The following is an 18,234-nucleotide window of genomic DNA, read 5'->3' as shown; positions in this document are numbered from 1 at the left end:
CCTTTATTAAAGCCCTTTAATATGAAAACATTTTTATTATTTTACGTTGTGAATGATTACCACAACAAAATACATCTCAGTATATGTTATCTGTCTGATATAATGTCTTACGATTTGCGTCAAGAAAAAATAAAAACTAATAAATAACGCAATTACAAATAAGAGTATTATAATGCTCTTAAGTGTAACAGTCTATTCATATCATGAGATAAAATATGATGCTATATAAAATATTTCATCTTTTAAGTGCTAATTGTATTTTTGCTACTTTCGTTGTACATAAAGGATAATGCAGTTACCCTATTATTGTCTCAATGTTAAATCTTCTGCTTGTGATCAAGCTTGGGTGGATCCTCTTAATATTCAAGGGATCAACAATGCTCGTGCTATTTCTCAAAAATTTGGTTTTCCAGATCAATTAGCTCGGGTTCTTGCTGCAAGAAACGTTGATGAATCTGAAGCTGTTTCTTTTATTAATCCCACGCTACGCAATCTATTGCCTAATCCAGAAAGCTTTACGGATATGCAATGTGCAGCAGAGCGCTTGGTTAAAGCTATTATGAACCGAGAGAAAATAGCTGTTTTTGGTGATTATGACGTTGATGGAGCTTGTTCATCAGCGCTTTTGGCACGTTTTTTACGTTATTTTGGTATAATAGTTAAAATCTATATTCCTGATCGTATCGTTGAGGGCTATGGTCCAAATGAACAAGCAATGAAGATGCTAGCCCAAGAAGGGGCGAGTTTAATTATTACCGTTGATTGTGGTGCAAACAGTCCAGATGCAATAAAGGCAGCTAGGCTTGCAGGTGCTGATGTTGTAGTTTTAGATCATCACCAAATGTCAGACGTTCATCAGGAGGCTGTTGCTCTTGTTAACCCTAATCGCCCTGATGATTTTTCTGAACAAGGGCATTTATGTGCTGCTGGCATCGTATTTGTTACATTAGTATGGGTAAATCATTTACTGCGAAAGCAAAAATGGACAGAGACTGTTCCTGACCTTTTGAGTATGCTTGATCTTGTTGCATTAGCCACTGTATGCGATGTGGTTCCATTGCGAGGTGTTAATCGCGCTTTTGTAGTAAAAGGGCTTCAAGTAGCGCGTTCTATGCATAATGTCGGGATAGCTGCTTTAGCAAAGGTTGCACGTATAGGTGAGCCAATTAACAGTTTTCATTTAGGTTTTTTATTAGGGCCTAGAATTAATGCGGGAGGGCGCATTGGAGACCAAGCTTTGGGAGCACGCTTGCTCAGTTGTGATAATAGAGATGAAGCTGATAAAATGGCAGAGCAATTAAATAAGCTTAATCAGGAACGTCAAGAAATGGAAGCTATTCAATTAGCTCAAGCAGAAGCTTATATTGATTCTGTTCATCACGATAAAGAAATGTCGTCATCACTTGTTGTTGCTTGTCAAGAATGGCACCCAGGAATTGTTGGTATTCTTGCATCTCGTTTAAAAGAACGTTTTTTTTGTCCTGTTTTTGTAATTGCTTTAAAAGCAGATGGTAGCGGTACAGGGTCAGGACGTTCAATTAGTGGTGTGGATTTAGGTGCACTTGTTCATGAAGCTGTTACATTAAACTTATTAGAAAAAGGGGGAGGGCATAGTATGGCAGCTGGGATTACAATTCAATCTACGAAAGTTGAAGCTTTTCGAGAATGGTTAGAAGAAAAGGTTTCTTTAGTAGTTTCGCAATTGCGTGCTAAAAAGTCTCTTAGTATAGATGGCTTTCTTTCTGCTTCTGGTGCTAATAAAGATCTTTTTGATATGATTGAAAAAGCAGGCCCTTTTGGTTCGGAAAATGCTACACCTGTTTTTGTTCTTCCTTCTCATAGATTGGTCAGTGTATGTGAGGTTGGGAAAGGGCATTTACGCCTTTTTGTTTCTGATCTTGAAGGCAAAAAACTCCAAGGAATAGCTTTTCATGCAGTGGGAACATCCCTTGGCAATTTTCTTTCTGAAAATGTTGGAGAAACAATTCATGTAGCAGGTAATCTTAGTTTAAATTATTGGAACGGAACTATCAAACCACAATTGCGTGTTATTGACGCAGCAGCAGTGGCTTGATAGATATTTTTTCGATTAGATATCGAGATTATGAGCAAAAGTTGAGTTTTCTTGTATAAATCGAAACCGTGCTTCTGGTTTTGACCCCATTAAACTTTCCACTGTATCTTTAGTTTTTTGCATTTCAAGTGCATCGACAGAAATGCGCAAAAGTGTGCGTTTTTGGGGATGCATAGTTGTTTCTTTAAGCTGCTCAGCGCGCATTTCTCCCAAGCCCTTGAAACGTCCAATTTCGATTTTAGCTTTTCCAGTAAATTCAGTTTTTAATAACTCATCCTTATGGGCATCATTGCGCGCGTAGGCAATTTTTCCCCCTTGTGATATTCTGTAGAGAGGAGGTACAGCAAGATATAAATGCCCCCCACGGATGAGGTCGGGCATTTCTTGAAAGAAAAAGGTTATTAAAAGTGAAGCAATGTGTGCACCGTCAACATCAGCGTCAGTCATAATAATAACACGCTCATATCTAAGATCATCTTCACGATATTTAGAACGTGTTCCACATCCAAGCACGAGGATAAGATCACTAATTGTCTGGCTTGTAATCATCTTCTCGCGTGCAGCACTGGCTACGTTTAAAATTTTCCCCCGAAGAGGTAAAATTGCTTGGTTTGCTCTATTGCGGGCTTGTTTAGCAGAACCACCAGCCGAATCTCCTTCAACAATGAATAATTCAGCACCAGCAGCAGAATTTTGGCTACAATCTGCTAATTTACCGGGTAGGCGTAATTTACGTACAGCTGTTTTTCGATTTATTTCTCTATCTTGGCGTCGTTTTACACGTTCTTCTGCTCGTTCAATAACCCAATCAAGAAGCTTTGTCGCTTCTTGTGGAGAATTAGCAAGCCAATGGTCAAAAGGATCACGTATTGCATTTTCAACGATACGTTGTGCTTCAATTGTAGCTAATCGATCTTTAGTTTGCCCAACAAATTCAGGCTCTCTAATAAAGACTGAAAGCACTGCAACGGCTGATGCCATAACATCATCAGAAGTAATAATAGCAGCGCGTTTGTTTCCTATTAATTCAGCGTAAGCTTTCAGTCCACGTAAAAGAGCTTGCCGTAGCCCTATTTCATGGCTTCCACCTTCTCGTGTAGGAATAGTATTGCAGTAGGATTGTACACCAGCATCACCACTATGCCAAGCTACTGCCCATTCAACTGAGCCATGATTGGCACGTTGTTTCGTTTTACCAGAAAAGATTTCAGTTGTTATACAATATTTACTATTCAATGATGATGATAAATAGTCTTTAAGCCCATCTGGAAAATGAAAAGTAGCTTTTTCAGGAACATTATTGATACCTTCAAGTACTATAGGGTCACAACTCCAGCGAATTTTAACTCCACTAAAAAGATAGGCTTTAGAACGCGCCATTTTATAAATTTTTTCTGGTTCAAAAGCTGTTTTTTCACCAAAAATTTTACTATCAGGGTGAAAACGAACTCGTGTACCGCGACGGTTGTAGACATCACCTAAATCTTCTAACCCAGATTGAGGAATGCCACGTGAGAAACGCTGACGGTAAAGTTTTCGTTCTCGTGCTACTTCGACTTCCATATCATCAGAAAGAGCGTTAACAACGGAAATACCAACTCCATGTAAACCACCAGAGGTTTGATAAGCTTTCCCATCAAATTTTCCTCCTGAGTGAAGCTGTGTCATAATGACTTCAAGAGTAGATTTGTCTGGCATTTGAGGATGATTTTCAATAGGAATTCCACGTCCATTATCTGTAACCGTTAGATAACCATCTTTATCTAGTAATACATCAATTAAATCAGCGTAACCAGCAACAGCTTCATCCATTGCATTATCAATGATTTCAGAAAATAAATGATGAAGCGCTTTGCTATCTGTTCCACCAATATACATTCCAGGTCGCAAACGCACAGGCTCCAACCCTTCAAGTACTCGGATAGATGATGCATTGTAGTCATTCGTTTCTGCATTATCTTTAGAGGCAGATACAGGCGCCTTTGAAGGTATTGCTTTTGAATTTACTGAAGTTTGCTGACTATTTGCTTTCGTTTCCATACGAAGCTGAGCTTTGTTTAAAATACTAAAAAGATCTTTATTATTATCGCTCATAGCATTCAATTATCTATCTAAATTTTAAGTTATTTAAAATAAACGTTTAATCGAAATAAGTTTTATGCCCGTTTTTCATTTAAAAATCAACGTACTTAAGAAACATCAATTGTTGGGCCAAAAATTTGTTCAAATGCCTGTTTTAGAGCAATGTCAACATCATGTATTGTTATAGGTAAACCTAAATCAATTAAACTTGTTACACCATAATCTGCAATTCCACATGGAACAATTCCTGAGTAGTGATCTAAGTTAGGATCAACATTGATAGCAATTCCATGAAAACTTACCCATTTACGTACACGAATACCAATAGCAGCGATTTTATCTTCACAAGAAGTGTCTTTTATTGTTTGCGGACGATCTGGTCGTGTAACCCAGACACCAATTCTATCTTCACGACGTTCACCTTTAATATTAAATTGTGCAAGCGTCTGAATAATCCACTGTTCTAATGCACCAATAAAAGCGCGTATGTCTTGCTTTCGGCGTTTCAGATCAAGCATAACATAAGCAATACGTTGTCCTGGGCCATGATATGTAAATTCACCACCACGACCAGCTTCATAAACAGGAAATAAATTAGGTGCTAGAAGATCCTTTTTGTTGGCACTTGTGCCAGCCGTATAAAGGGGAGGATGTTCAAGAAGCCAAACTTGTTCATGTGCGGTTTTTGCAGAAATATTTTCTACGCGCTTTTGCATATAACAGAGCGCTTCAGGATATTCGACTAAATCATCACTTATTTTCCATTCAATTGGTGAGGCGGGAGAATCTGTTTTAAAATCATACGATAAATAATCACGATCAGTGCGTTTCAATTTAGATGTCATCAGAAATATTTATATTAAGGGTTATATTTTTTTGCTATTAGTAACATTGCGTAGCAAGATATGGGGGTGTTCATTAAAATCAAAATAGAAAATGAAAAACATTGATATTTTTTCTATACTTTGTTTATCATCAAATGTGTTGGATACATAATCTTTAACGCTACTATTTGCAAACTCTCAATAGATAACAATGTATCTCATCAATTGTAAAAGAGCACAAAATTTTTAAAGTGTGAACATAATAGAATTTGATATAAAGCCAAGGAAATATCTCAATTAATTAAATGATGAGTGTATTATGTTGCTTAGTTTTAACAAATTCTTTCAACAAAAATCATATTATTAATTGCCGTTATTCTTCAAGAATGAATACATTTTAAAACAACGTAACATTGAAGTTATAGTTTGAAAAGATTTTATTCTGTCTGAGCAGATCGAGCATGAGTTGAAATATAAGGTATTTTGTGACAAAAGTTAATGAGCATCTTACCATTTCCATGACGCTCTACTATTTCCTGATGAACCTCTACAACCTTTAACCTCACTACTACCTGAATATTTTCCGAATCTCTCATTATAGTGTTTTCGTTTAGTATTTACGTTGGTAAACAAAAGTTTAAAACGATACTCATCCAACGATATCTTTGTGGGCCTCCTTTTTTAACAAAAATCATTGCAAGAATCGGTAAACCAATCATTATAAAAAGATTAGAAAGAAAATAGCGTTTGTTATCATTTCTTCTTTTTAGCTTGTTGTACGCTATGTTTCAATAATTTTAGTTTTTACTTTGATTCTAGATATAACATCAGAATTAATTTCTGTAATAATATCGATAATGGCATTAACTGCTTCAATGATCCCTTTTTGATATTTTTCTTCACGAAAATTAGGGAGAATAAAATTATTAATAATGATTGCAGAAATCGCATCTGTTAGTTTTTTAAATTATAACTCACTTCAAATATGCACTTGACGTTCGTTTAGTGCAACAACTGGTAATACACCATTATTGATTTCTTTTGCCCCTAAGTTCCATGTGCAAAACAGAGAATTGCTATAAGTCTCGATATCGATTTCCGAAAGGGTAGGAACAGTCACAATGACAATTTGATCTCCTGTTTTTTCTAGTGCAGACAGCTTTTCTGTCAAATTTTTTATCATTGTGTTGTGTCGAGCAAATGAGCTACATCATTAACATGATCTGTTAAAAGGGGAAATTAGGTTTGCGAATAAGCAATATTATTCAATGTAACTTCTAAAAATAGAAAGCTTATGAAAGACCATAAAGATAAAGAAGCATTATGTTGAATAAAACGTTGAAACGATAGCATTATTGAGATTAACCTTCGTTTTTGTTGAATATCAATAGTAAATGTTTGCATAGGTTTAGCATCATGAAACTATAATTTTTCCAAAATCATTGTTGGCATTGTTTTTAGTGCAGTATTGTATATACACGTACTGCTTCGATATAATCATTAGCGAACAACAGAAATACGATTTTTAGTTCCTTCTAATTGCGATTGAAGAGCAAGAAAATTTTGATTTGTTTTTTTAATCAAGATAGTTCTCAGCAACAACTATAAAACAATGAAAATATATTCGACAAATTAGCTTAGCTATTGAGGTATCGTTATATAATCTGTGGGTTATTCAATATATCAGCGTTAATGGTTATTTGCGTTGCTTTTGCACGTACTTGAATAACGCCAGTAAGAACAGTTTGCTCATGGGATGCATAAGCTTTGACAATTTTTACAAAATTAGGGATGAGATCCGCACAGTATGGCTTATGAAAAAAAATAAAACAATCTTTGTATATTGCTTTGGAATAACACATTGTTTGAAAAGCTTAGAAAGTTACTATCATATTTGAAATTTATTAATGTATAAAAAGGTTTGAGAAGAGGGAGTTAAAGTAGAAATACTAGGATGATATAGATTGCATAATTTTTGATCGAAAAATCTTGTTGATACTTTCCTAATAGAAAAAGCTATACTCGTAATATTAAGTTTAGGGTTGCTTTATTAATAGAGAGTTTAGTGTTGATTATAGGTTCTTTCTTGAGAATGAGTAAGTTGTTAGCAAGTAATGATCCAATTCAATAGATTACGGCAAAAATTATGGTTTAGTTTTTGGTATAAGCATCGTTTTGTTGTTAGCATTTTTGGAAACTGTGATAGAATTTCCCCTTACTCACAAGTTACTGACTTATAAGCAAACTCATTATTTAAAGTTCTGTAGAATTTATTTTTGATGATTGTGTCATTTTTATTATAGCTCTTTTTGAAAAGATTCTGTAATGGGGATAATGTATCATTATGTGGTTCTCAACATTATCTTCGGAGTAACTCATGAACACAAAATGTTTAATCAGTACATCCATTATCACTCTATTTACAGCTTCCGTAGCACAAGCAGCAGATATTATGGTACCTCGAGAATCAAGGCCCGTTGTTTCACCTCCTCAAGCATCAAAGCAAATTTCACCACCTGTTGAAATGAGTCCTAATTCTGATATTCCACCAGTTATTTCTGCACCTACTTTTTCTTGGAATGGTTTTTATCTTGGAGGGCAGATTGGTGGCTTTTCAGGTAAAACAGGGATCAGTTTATACGCTAAAAAAGGTCCCAGTACGAGAGAATGGACACCGGTTGAGAAAGATACAGTGCCTCAACTTTCCGGTTTCATGGGAGGTCTTTATGCAGGAGCCAATGTTGATTTAGGGAGTAGTCTTATTCTAGGCGTTGATACGGATATAGTTTGGTCTAATAAACAGGATACAAAAGTTGTTGCTAAAAGAAAATTTGAAGGACTAGAACTAGAAGAAATAGAAGAGGTAGAGGGGATAGAAGAAGAAAGTGAAAGCCGTTCATATGAATATGCATCTACGCCGCGGTTGGAAGCTGTAAATTACCCAGAAATTCTAAGACATCAAGTATCTAGTGCAAGGAGTACAGAGTCAGAGCGTGAAGCCTCATCTTCAAGAGAGAAGAGGAATATTAGAACAAAACGGACACACCAGACACAAAGTAGTAGTCAATCATCTCAACAGAATGGGCAGACTCAAGCTCAAAATTCTGAAACAACACAACAACGAGCAGCACAACAGCAAAGATTAGAAGCCAGACCTTCAGTTTCAGAATATTCATACGAGAGGTCAGCTTTGCCTGTAAGGCATATAAGAGAAACAGAGCAAGTAAATGAAACAGTGGGAGCTACTAAAGTTTATAGTAGTACTTTAAAACAAAAATGGTCTGGTGCTACACGAGTACGTATAGGTTTTGCATTTGATCGTATTGTGCCTTATATCGCTGGCGGTGTTGCTTATACGCAGCTTCAAAATACCTTTTCACGATCAATTGAAATGGAAAGTCACGAAATAACTTCTTCTAGCTTATCGGATACAAAAATGATGGTGGGTTATACTCTTGGTGGTGGTGTTGATTTTGCGATGGCTGACAATGTTATTTTACGTGCGGAATATCGCTATTCAGATTTTGGTAAACAGAAATTTGCTAAGGACAAATTAGAACTTGATTACCAGACCAATGATTTTCGGGTTGGTGTTGCTTATAAATTCTAATTTATTTAGGACTTTAATCACTTTAAAAGCTCTACCTACGGTAGAGCTTTTATTTTTTCCGCTGTTGTGTTTTCTCAGATTAGGGAATGAAGTATATTGTAGTCATATCTAATAACGAAAGGAAAGCTGGAAATTTAGGATCCTGACTTTATCACCTTGTTTCTAAACTTGTAGAATAAAAGAAACATAAGAAGGTAAAAATATATGGTGGGCAATGAGAGACTCGAACTCCCGACATCCTCGGTGTAAACGAGGCGCTCTACCAGCTGAGCTAATCGCCCAATCAATGATTTGTCATTGAATGAGAGCTTTTTAAGGAAAATTTTATTTAAACGCAAGAATAAAAGATATTTTTATTTGATATTTTTTAAAGGATGTTAAATTTTTATTTTTTTTGAAAAAAACACATTAAGAATGCTTGACAGAAACGAATGAACCTCTTACACCAGCTAAACAATTGGTTCGAAAGAAGTGCGCGGGTGTAGCTCAGTTGGTTAGAGTGCTGGCCTGTCACGCCGGAGGTCGCGGGTTCGAGCCCCGTCACTCGCGCCATTTTATAGTGTCTTTCCTAGTTTGCTTTTGTAGTGTACACATTTCGTTCGCAAAGTACTAAATTTAGTGTTGGCTATAAAACTCTTTTTAACATTTCAATTTTTTTCCTTTATTTGTATAGTTTCTGAGAATAGGGGCTTGCGTCTTTTTTCGCACTGCTGTACCTATATTGATAAGAAAAAATTGCACGGCATGCCTTTTGAAGCTGTACGAGCGGGAGTAGCGGGAAAATTGTGATAATTTATGTGTTTATCTAGACAACATCAAATAATTACGTTACCTCAGGCACTTTATTAAGCGGAAGAAGATGATGACTCATTTGTTGAGTTCTTACTTACCAGTGTTGATTTTTATTATTGTTTCAGCAGTTATTGCGGGGGCTCTTTTAATTACGCCTTATATTGTGGCTTATCGTGCCCCCGATCCGGAAAAATTATCAGCTTATGAATGCGGATTTAATTCTTTTGATGACGCTCGCATGAAATTTGATATTCGGTTTTATTTGGTTTCAATTTTGTTTATTATTTTTGATCTTGAAATTGCTTTTCTTTTTCCTTGGGCTGTTTCATTTGGCTCAATAGGTATGTTGGGTTTTTGGTCAATGATGATGTTTTTAGCAATTTTGACGATTGGATTTATATATGAGTGGAAAAAGGGGGCTCTTGAATGGGATTAATATTAAATAATCCAACAGTTATAACTCCGAAATCGAAAGAAGTGGCGGGGCTGAGTGCTGATGAGTTGATAGGTTCTCATGATAAATTTTTTCATGATATAAATGCTGAATTGTCTGATAAGGGTTTTTTAGTAACCTCAGCAGATGCTTTGATAACTTGGGCGCGTACTGGCTCATTGATGTGGATGAGTTTTGGTTTGGCTTGTTGTGCTGTTGAGATGATGCAGTGCTCAATGCCTCATTATGATAATGAGCGTTTTGGATATGCACCGCGCGCTTCACCTCGTCAATCAGATGTGATGGTGGTTGCTGGTACTTTAACCAATAAAATGGCGCCTGCTTTACGTAAAGTTTATGATCAAATGCCTGAGCCGCGTTATGTGATCTCTATGGGATCGTGTGCAAATGGTGGTGGCTATTATCACTATTCTTATTCAGTTGTGCGTGGATGTGATCGTATAGTACCGGTAGATATTTATGTTCCAGGGTGTCCTCCTACAGCAGAGGCGTTGCTTTACGGTATATTGTTGTTGCAGAAGAAAATCCGTCGTACTGGATCTATAGAGCGATAGAGGCTTTAGAGTGATGTTTGAATCATTAAATGAGCTTTCTGCCTATTTGAAGAATCAATTAGGGGATAAATTAGAAGAAAGTGTTCTTGCGTTTGGCGAATTGACGATTGTGTCACGTCTTGATGCAATTACTGATGTCTTAATGTTTGTGCGTGATGATTCTCGATGTCAGTTTGTTAATATTACAGATATTAGCGGCGTTGATTATCCTTCTCGAGACAAACGCTTTGATGTCTCTTATCAATTATTGTCTCCTCGTTATAATTTACGGTTACGTGTTAAGGTGCGAACTGATGAAAATGTGCCAATTCCCTCTGCGTGCTCAGTTTATCCCGGGGCAGAGTGGTATGAGCGTGAAACGTACGATATGTACGGTATTTTATTTTCTAGTCATCCAGATTTGAGGCGCATTCTGACTGATTACGGGTTTGAAGGGCATCCTTTACGTAAAGATTTTCCAGTAACGGGGTTCGTGGAATGTCGTTATGACAATGAAGTTAAGCGAGTAATCTATGAACCTGTTGTTTTGCGGCAGGAAATGCGTAATTTTGATTTTCTTTCGCCCTGGGAAGGTGTTGAATATATTTTGCCGGGTGATGAAAAGATAAACGGCGAAAAATGATATTAAAACTGACAAGAATAACACTGAAACAGGCAGATTTTTAGATGATTGAATACTTTTTAAGTAGGGAGGATGTAAATGTTTGCATGTAGTAGGTCGTTATCTTGTGTTTTGCGATATGGTAAGCAAAATTTTATTGACGTTCAATTAAGAACGTATTTTGAAAAAGCAAGGAGTTGATTGTGGCTGAAGTCAATGTCCGAAACTTTAATATTAATTTTGGTCCTCAACATCCTGCGGCGCATGGTGTTTTGCGTATGGTTCTTGAATTAGACGGTGAAGTTATTGAGCGTGTAGATCCGCATATTGGATTATTGCACCGTGGTACTGAGAAGTTGATGGAAACAAAAACGTACCTTCAGGCGTGTCCTTATTTGGATCGTTTGGATTATGTTGCTCCTATGAATCAAGAGCATGCTTTTGTGCTTGCTATTGAAAAATTGTTGGGTATTGAGGTTCCTAAACGAGGGCAGTTAATCCGTGTTCTGTTTTCTGAAATTGGACGTATTCTTAATCATTTACTTAATGTGACAACGCAAGCAATGGATGTTGGTGCTTTAACACCACCACTTTGGGGGTTTGAGCAGCGTGAACGTTTGATGATTTTTTATGAACGTGCATGTGGTGCGCGGCTTCATGCTAATTATTTTCGTCCTGGTGGTGTGCATAGAGATTTACCGGAATCTTTAATTGAAGATATTGGTAATTTTATTGATCTATTTCTTATTGCTCTTGGTAAGCTTGATGCGCTTATAACGCCAAATCGAATTTTTAAACAGCGAAATGTAGATATTGGAGTGGTAAGTAGTGATGAGGCTTGGGCTCGTGGTTTTTCTGGGGTAATGATTCGCGGTGCCGGTGTGCCGTGGGATTTACGTAAAAGCCAACCTTATGAATGTTATAATGAAATGGAATTTGATATTCCTGTCGGTAAAAATAGTGATTGTTATGATCGTTATCTCATTCGTATGGAAGAAATGCGTCAGTCAGCAAGAATTATGCGCCAATGTGTGAATCGCTTGCTTAGTACTGAAAGAAAAGGACCGGTTTCAAATTTAGATCATAAAATCGTTCCTCCAAAACGTAATGAAATGAAAAATTCAATGGAGGCACTTATTCACCATTTTAAACTTTACACGGAAGGGTTTCATACTCCTCCTGGTGAAGTTTATGTTGCTGTAGAAGCTCCAAAAGGTGAATTTGGTGTTTATCTTGTTTCTGATGGAACAAATAAGCCTTATCGGGTTAAATTGCGTGCTCCTGGTTTTGCTCATCTTCAAGCTATGGATTTTTTGACTCGAGGTCATATGCTTGCAGATGCAACAGCTATTTTAGGTTCAATTGATATTGTTTTTGGGGAGGTTGATCGCTAATGTCTGTACGTCGTCTTGCAGATGATGCTCACCAACCATTAGAATTTTCTTTTACAAAAGAAAATCAAGTGTGGGCGCAAAATACTATAGCAAAATATCCTATAGGGCGTGAGCAGTCAGCTGTAATTCCCCTCTTAATGCGTGCTCAAGAGCAAGAAGGTTGGGTGACACGTGCTGCAATCGAGTATGTTGCTCAAATGCTTTCAATGGCTTATATCCGCGTTTTAGAAATTGCTACTTTCTATACTCAGTTTCAACTTAAGCCGGTTGGAACAAAAGCGCATATTCAAGTTTGTGGTACTACTCCTTGTATGTTACGTGGTTCTGGTGAGTTAATTAAAGTTTGCCAAAAGAAAATTCATTCTGAACCTTTTATTACTAACAAAGATGGAACTTTGTCATGGGAAGAGGTGGAGTGTCTTGGTGCTTGTGTTAATGCTCCAATGGTTATGATTTTTAAAGATACTTATGAAGATCTTACAGCAGAACGTCTTGAAGAAATTATAGATGCATTTGAGGCGGGAAAAAATTCTGATATAGCTGTAGGGCCTCAAAATGGTCGTAAATCATCGGAACCTATAAATGGTTTAACTTCTTTAATTGATGAGAATGAGGGGAAGAAGAAATCATCAAAACTTTCAAGAAAAAAATAAAAACAGAGTAAATAACGCTTCATTAATAGAGTGTTTATTGTTTGTTTATTTGGAAATATTTTAGTAGAAGTAACAAATCTTTTAAAAATACTGAAAAATTATTGGATTTAGGAAAATGTTGAGAACATATTCGATGTTAGGGAAAAAGGTGGGGTATGCTAACTGATAAAGATCGCATTTTCACTAATATTTATGGTTTAAAGGATAAATCATTAAAAGGCGCTATGCTGCGTGGGCATTGGGATGGTACCAAGGCGATTGTCGAAAAAGGCCGTGACTGGATTGTTGATGAGGTAAAAAAGTCAGGTTTGCGTGGTCGTGGTGGTGCTGGTTTTCCTACTGGTATGAAGTGGTCTTTTATGCCAAAGCAAAGTGATGGTCGACCACATTATTTAGTCGTGAATGCAGATGAATCGGAACCTGGAACGTGTAAAGATCGTGACATTTTGCGCCATGATCCTCATACTTTAATTGAAGGATGTGTTATTGCTACTTTTGCAATAGGTGCAAATGTTGCTTTTATTTATATCCGTGGTGAATATATTCGTGAGCGTGAAGCGCTTCAAGCTGCGATTGATGAATGTTATGATGCTGGTTTGCTTGGTAAGAAGACCAAATGTGGGCATGTTTGCGATATTATTATTCATCATGGTGCTGGAGCGTACATTTGTGGTGAGGAAACAGCTCTTTTAGAAAGTCTTGAAGGAAAAAAAGGGCAGCCTCGGCTTAAACCGCCGTTTCCTGCTAATATGGGGGTTTATGGTTGTCCGACAATAGTTAATAATGTGGAATCCATTGCAGTTATTCCAACAATTTTGCGTCGGGGTGCTTCATGGTTTTCATCAATCGGTCGTTCAAACAATGTTGGAACAAAATTGTTTATGATTTCTGGTCACGTCAATGCCCCTTGTACATTTGAAGAGGCTCTAGGTGTTTCTTTTCGTGAATTAATTGAAAAGCACACAGGGGGTATTCGTGGTGGGTGGAATAATCTTTTAGCGGTTATTCCAGGTGGAGCTTCTTGTCCAGTCGTTCGGGGTGAAGATATGATAGACGCAGTCATGGATTTTGATGGGATGCGTGATGTAGGGTCCTCTTTTGGCACAGGTGGTGTGATTGTTATGGATAAATCAACGGATATTATCAAGGCAATTTGGCGTATAGCGGCTTTTTTCAAGCATGAAAGTTGTGGGCAGTGTACACCGTGTCGTGAAGGTACTGGTTGGATGATGCGTCTTTTAGAGCGCATGGTTGAAGGAAGAGCTCAAAAACGTGAGATTGACCTTTTGTTTGAAGTTTCTAAACAGGTTGAAGGGCACACTATTTGTGCGCTTGGTGATGCTGCAGCGTGGCCTGTTCAAGGATTAATACGCAATTTTCGCTCAGAGATTGAGCAAAGAATTGATAATTATACGCGAAACGTGGTTCAAAGCAGAAATGTTGCTTTGGAAGTAGTAGAGTAAAAATTTTATTCTGATGAATAATAAAATGTGAGTTTAGGTAAATTATCTGCGGACTGGATTAATGATGATAAGTATCAAAGTTGATGGTAAAGAGATTGAAGTTCCTGACTACTATACATTGCTTCAAGCCGCTGAAGCTGCTGGTGCTGAAGTGCCACGTTTTTGTTTTCATGAAAGTTTGTCAATTGCTGGAAATTGTCGCATGTGCTTGGTTGAGGTCAAAGGTGCTCCTCCAAAACCTCAAGCTTCTTGTGCGATGGGGGTTCGCGATTTACGGTTGGGCCCCAATGGTGAAATACCTGAGATATTTACCAATACAGAGATGGTTAAAAAAGCACGTGAAGGTGTTATGGAGTTTCTCCTTATTAATCATCCGCTAGATTGTCCTGTATGTGATCAAGGTGGTGAATGTGATCTTCAAGATCAAGCAATGTTTTATGGTCGTGATTGTTCTCGTTATACGGAAAACAAGCGTGCTGTAGAAGATAAATATATCGGTCCGCTTGTGAAAACTGTTATGACACGGTGTATTCATTGTACCCGTTGTGTTCGTTTTACGACAGAAGTCGCAGGTGTTTCAGAGCTTGGTTTAATTGGTCGTGGTGAAGATGCTGAAATTACAACCTATCTTGAAAAAGCAATGACATCTGAATTACAGGGGAATGTTATTGATCTTTGTCCGGTAGGTGCTTTAACCTCAAAACCTTATGCATTTCATGCGCGTCCATGGGAATTAACTAAGACGGAATCAATTGATGTGATGGATGCACTTGGTAGTGCCATTCGTATTGACAGTCGGGGGCGTGAGGTTATGCGAATAATACCACGTACGAATCAAGACGTAAATGAGGAGTGGATTTCTGATAAGACGCGTTTTATTTGGGATGGGCTGCGCACTCAGCGACTTGATAGGCCATATGTTCGTAAAAATGGAAAACTTCAGCCTGCAAGTTGGTCAGAAGCTTTTGCGAGTATTAAGACGGCAGTATCTAAAACATCAGCAGAAAAAATTGGTGCAATTGCAGGAGATCTAGCATCTGTTGAAGAAATGTATGCGCTTAAAGTATTGCTCACTTCACTAGGGTCAAAGGTATTTGATTGTCGTCAAAGAGGTATGGCTTTGTCACCTGAGTTAGGGCGCTCAAGTTATATTTTTAATCCAACTATTGTAGGTATTGAGCAAGCTGATGCATTGCTCATTGTGGGGTCTAATCCACGTACTGAAGCTGCTGTTTTAAATGCACGTATTTTAAAACGTCAACGGATGGGGCAATTTCCAATTGCATTAATTGGAGAACAAGTTGATTTGCGTTATCCATATTCTTATCTTGGGGCTGGTACTGAAGCGCTGAATGCGCTCATTAGTAGAAAGAATGCGTTTTTTGATGTTCTGAAAAAAGCTAAACGTCCACTTATTCTTATTGGTGAAGCTGCTGTTTCAGGTAAAGAGGGGTTGTCTGTTTTAAAAAATCTCGCAAAATTATCTGATGTTGTTGGTGCTCTTAATAAAGAGTGGAATGGGTTTGGTGTGCTTCATAATGCTGCCTCGACTGTTGGGGGATTAGATATTGGTTTTGTTTCTAAGATTGGAACTGAAAATATTGTTAAGACCTGTGAAGTTTTATTTTTACTTGGTGCAGATGAAGTGGAATTAACCCATAAAAAGGCTTTTACAATTTATATTGGTAGTCATGGTGATAATGGTGCGCATGCTGCTGATGTAATTTTGCCAGCATCAGCTTATACTGAAAAATCAGGGCTTTACGTTAATACAGAAGGTCGTGTTCAAATGACGAATCGAGCCGGTTTTGCTCCGGGTGAAGCAAAGGAAGATTGGGCAATTTTGCGCGCTTTATCTGATGTTTTAGGAAAAAAGCTTCCTTTTGATTCTTTATCTCAATTAAGGCAGAATTTATTCAGTGATTTCCCACATCTTTGCGCAATTGATGATATAGCGCCTGCATGTATAAATGATCTCAAAGCACTCGGTTCACAATTAATTGTTCTAAGTAAGCAAACATTCGCTTCTATAATTAAGGACTTCTATTTAACAAATCCAATAGCGCGTGCTTCTGCAGTTATGGCTGAATGTTCAGCTCTTGCAAAAAGTCATGCTGCTGGATCTGTAGAGTAAGAACAGAAGGGAAAAGGAATATTATGTATGATTTCTTTATGACCGGGCTATTACCAGTGCTGATTATAGTGGGTAAGACACTTCTCCTTTTGGTTGTTCTTTTAGTTTTAATTGCTTATCTTCTTTATGCAGATAGAAAAATTTGGGCCGCTGTGCAATTGCGGCGGGGACCGAATGTTGTTGGTCCATGGGGGTTGTTTCAATCTTTTGCAGATTTAATTAAATTTGCGGTTAAAGAACCTATTATCCCTGCTGGTGCCAATAAAGGTGTTTTTCTTTTGGCTCCTTTTGTTTCTGCTATGCTTGCGTTATCAACTTGGGCTGTTGTGCCTGTTAATGAGAATTGGGAAATTGCTAGTATTAATGTTGGTTTGCTTTATATTTTAGCTATTTCATCTCTTGAGGTTTATGGTGTTATCATGGGGGGGTGGGCATCAAATTCAAAATATCCTTTCTTGGGAGCTCTTCGTTCAGCAGCGCAAATGGTTTCTTATGAAGTTTCAATTGGATTTGTTCTTGTAACTGTTATCTTAGTAAGTGGTTCATTAGATCTCGCAACAATTGTTCGTGAACAAAGTAGGGGACTTGGAATGAATCTTGGTCTACCTTTTAATAGTTTTCTGGATTGGAATTGGTTAGTTCTTTTTCCAATGTTTGTTATATTTTTTATTTCTGCACTTGCTGAAACAAATCGTCCTCCTTTTGATTTAGTTGAAGCAGAATCTGAGCTTGTTGCTGGTCACATGGTTGAGTATTCCTCAACTCCTTATATGCTTTTTTTTCTTGGTGAATATGTTGCTATTGTTTTAATGTGTGCATTAACAACCATCTTGTTTTTAGGTGGTTGGTTGCCTCCTTTGGATGTTTGGTGGCTTAATTGGGTTCCAGGCGTCATTTGGTTTGTTTTGAAGGTTTGTTTTGTATTTTTTGGTTTTGCTATGGTTAAAGCATTTGTACCGCGTTATCGTTATGACCAGTTAATGCGGCTTGGTTGGAAAGTATTCCTTCCTATTTCATTGGCAATGGTTGTGATAACTGCTGCAGTCTTAAAATGTATTAGTTTTGTTTAAAAGGGGGGGTGTATGTCAGGTCTTATTCAAGCGGCAAAATCACTGCTTTTATTAGAATTTATAAGTGCCTTTTTTCTGGCGATGCGTCAGTTTTTTTCGCCAAAACCTACAATCAATTACCCTTATGAAAAGGGTTTTGTTTCTCCACGTTTTCGTGGTGAACATGCTTTGCGTCGTTATCCGAATGGTGAAGAACGGTGTATTGCATGTAAATTATGTGAGGCAATCTGTCCTGCTCAAGCTATTACAATTGAGGCGGAACCACGATGCAATGATGGTACACGTAGAACTATTCGTTACGATATTGATATGGTTAAGTGTATTTACTGTGGTTTTTGTCAGGAAGCTTGTCCAGTTGATGCTATTGTAGAGGGGCCAAATTTTGAGTTTGCAACAGAAATGCGTGAAGAACTTTATTATGATAAAGAAAAGCTTTTAAGTAATGGTGATCGTTGGGAGAGAGAAATTGCTCGTAATATATTGATGGATGCACCTTATCGTTAGGTGTATCGTCAACAAGTAGTCGGAT

At 37.4% G+C, this 18,234-nt stretch carries 14 protein-coding genes, 2 tRNA genes and 2 pseudogenes; 12 read left to right on the top strand and 6 right to left on the bottom strand.

Features of this window, described 5'->3' with window-relative positions:
• The first annotated feature begins 289 nt into the window (after positions 1 to 289).
• Complete coding sequence (gene recJ, locus J7R05_RS04620; protein WP_208541378.1) at positions 290 to 2,074, top strand: single-stranded-DNA-specific exonuclease RecJ; 1,785 nt, start codon at positions 290 to 292, stop codon at positions 2,072 to 2,074.
• A 15-nt stretch (positions 2,075 to 2,089) separates the two neighbouring features.
• On the opposite strand, the gene parE is transcribed toward recJ, so the two are convergent.
• The 5 genes and pseudogenes from parE to J7R05_RS04600 all read right to left on the bottom strand — a co-directional run.
• The gene (parE, locus tag J7R05_RS04615; RefSeq protein WP_208541377.1) at positions 2,090 to 4,168 is read right to left on the bottom strand and encodes a DNA topoisomerase IV subunit B; all 2,079 of its coding nucleotides are present in this window, start codon (positions 4,166 to 4,168) and stop codon (positions 2,090 to 2,092) included.
• Positions 4,169 to 4,263: 95 nt separating this feature from the next.
• Positions 4,264 to 4,989, bottom strand: a complete 726-nt coding sequence (lipB, locus tag J7R05_RS04610) for a lipoyl(octanoyl) transferase LipB (RefSeq protein WP_208541449.1) — start codon at positions 4,987 to 4,989, stop codon at positions 4,264 to 4,266.
• A gap of 428 nt (positions 4,990 to 5,417) precedes the next feature.
• Positions 5,418 to 5,576 (bottom strand): hypothetical protein, encoded by a 159-nt coding sequence (locus J7R05_RS09635; protein ID WP_425490157.1) that lies wholly within the window; start codon positions 5,574 to 5,576, stop codon positions 5,418 to 5,420.
• 185 nt (positions 5,577 to 5,761) lie between these two features.
• Positions 5,762 to 6,100: pseudogene (locus tag J7R05_RS09630) on the bottom strand (TPM domain-containing protein).
• A gap of 305 nt (positions 6,101 to 6,405) precedes the next feature.
• Positions 6,406 to 6,782: pseudogene (locus J7R05_RS04600) on the bottom strand (LemA family protein); the annotation flags it as partial.
• 575 nt (positions 6,783 to 7,357) lie between these two features.
• Between J7R05_RS04600 and J7R05_RS04595 the strand changes: the two are divergent.
• Positions 7,358 to 8,590 carry an outer membrane protein gene (locus J7R05_RS04595; protein ID WP_208541376.1) on the top strand — a complete coding sequence of 411 codons (1,233 nt, stop codon included), beginning with the start codon at positions 7,358 to 7,360 and terminating at the stop codon, positions 8,588 to 8,590.
• A 205-nt stretch (positions 8,591 to 8,795) separates the two neighbouring features.
• Here the strand turns inward: J7R05_RS04595 and J7R05_RS04590 are convergent.
• Positions 8,796 to 8,871, bottom strand: a tRNA-Val gene (locus tag J7R05_RS04590).
• A 194-nt stretch (positions 8,872 to 9,065) separates the two neighbouring features.
• Between J7R05_RS04590 and J7R05_RS04585 the strand changes: the two genes are divergently transcribed.
• From J7R05_RS04585 to nuoI, 10 genes are all read left to right on the top strand, one after another.
• A tRNA-Asp gene (locus J7R05_RS04585) sits at positions 9,066 to 9,142 on the top strand.
• 310 nt (positions 9,143 to 9,452) lie between these two features.
• Entirely contained in the window at positions 9,453 to 9,818 is a 366-nt protein-coding gene (locus J7R05_RS04580; protein ID WP_078664058.1) for an NADH-quinone oxidoreductase subunit A, read from the top strand.
• Complete coding sequence (locus tag J7R05_RS04575) at positions 9,809 to 10,390, top strand: NuoB/complex I 20 kDa subunit family protein (protein ID WP_208541375.1); 582 nt, start codon at positions 9,809 to 9,811, stop codon at positions 10,388 to 10,390. The genes J7R05_RS04580 and J7R05_RS04575 overlap by 10 nt, the downstream gene beginning before the upstream one ends.
• A 13-nt stretch (positions 10,391 to 10,403) precedes the next feature.
• Positions 10,404 to 11,012 (top strand): NADH-quinone oxidoreductase subunit C, encoded by a 609-nt coding sequence (locus J7R05_RS04570; RefSeq protein WP_208541448.1) that lies wholly within the window; start codon positions 10,404 to 10,406, stop codon positions 11,010 to 11,012.
• Positions 11,013 to 11,194: 182 nt separating this feature from the next.
• Positions 11,195 to 12,385: an NADH-quinone oxidoreductase subunit D gene (locus J7R05_RS04565; protein WP_208541374.1), complete on the top strand. Its 1,191-nt coding sequence runs from the start codon at positions 11,195 to 11,197 to the stop codon at positions 12,383 to 12,385.
• A complete protein-coding gene (nuoE, locus tag J7R05_RS04560) occupies positions 12,385 to 13,038 on the top strand; it encodes an NADH-quinone oxidoreductase subunit NuoE (protein ID WP_208541373.1) in 654 nt (217 codons plus the stop codon). The genes J7R05_RS04565 and nuoE overlap by 1 nt, the downstream gene beginning before the upstream one ends.
• Positions 13,039 to 13,193: 155 nt before the next feature.
• On the top strand, positions 13,194 to 14,501 hold the full coding sequence (gene nuoF / locus J7R05_RS04555; RefSeq protein ID WP_208541372.1) for an NADH-quinone oxidoreductase subunit NuoF: 1,308 nt from the start codon (positions 13,194 to 13,196) through the stop codon (positions 14,499 to 14,501).
• A 64-nt stretch (positions 14,502 to 14,565) separates the two neighbouring features.
• The gene (gene nuoG / locus J7R05_RS04550; protein WP_208541447.1) at positions 14,566 to 16,635 is read left to right on the top strand and encodes an NADH-quinone oxidoreductase subunit NuoG; all 2,070 of its coding nucleotides are present in this window, start codon (positions 14,566 to 14,568) and stop codon (positions 16,633 to 16,635) included.
• A 23-nt stretch (positions 16,636 to 16,658) separates the two neighbouring features.
• Entirely contained in the window at positions 16,659 to 17,705 is a 1,047-nt protein-coding gene (nuoH, locus tag J7R05_RS04545) for an NADH-quinone oxidoreductase subunit NuoH (protein ID WP_208541371.1), read from the top strand.
• A 12-nt stretch (positions 17,706 to 17,717) separates the two neighbouring features.
• Complete coding sequence (nuoI, locus tag J7R05_RS04540; protein ID WP_208541370.1) at positions 17,718 to 18,209, top strand: NADH-quinone oxidoreductase subunit NuoI; 492 nt, start codon at positions 17,718 to 17,720, stop codon at positions 18,207 to 18,209.
• Positions 18,210 to 18,234: the final 25 nt, after the last annotated feature.

The sequence above is a fragment of the Bartonella capreoli genome (genome assembly GCF_902813205.1).
In the GTDB taxonomy this organism is placed as follows: domain Bacteria; phylum Pseudomonadota; class Alphaproteobacteria; order Rhizobiales; family Rhizobiaceae; genus Bartonella; species Bartonella schoenbuchensis.
The sequence above is the reverse complement of the archived record's forward strand: the minus strand, read 5'-3'. Positions and strand labels throughout refer to the sequence as shown.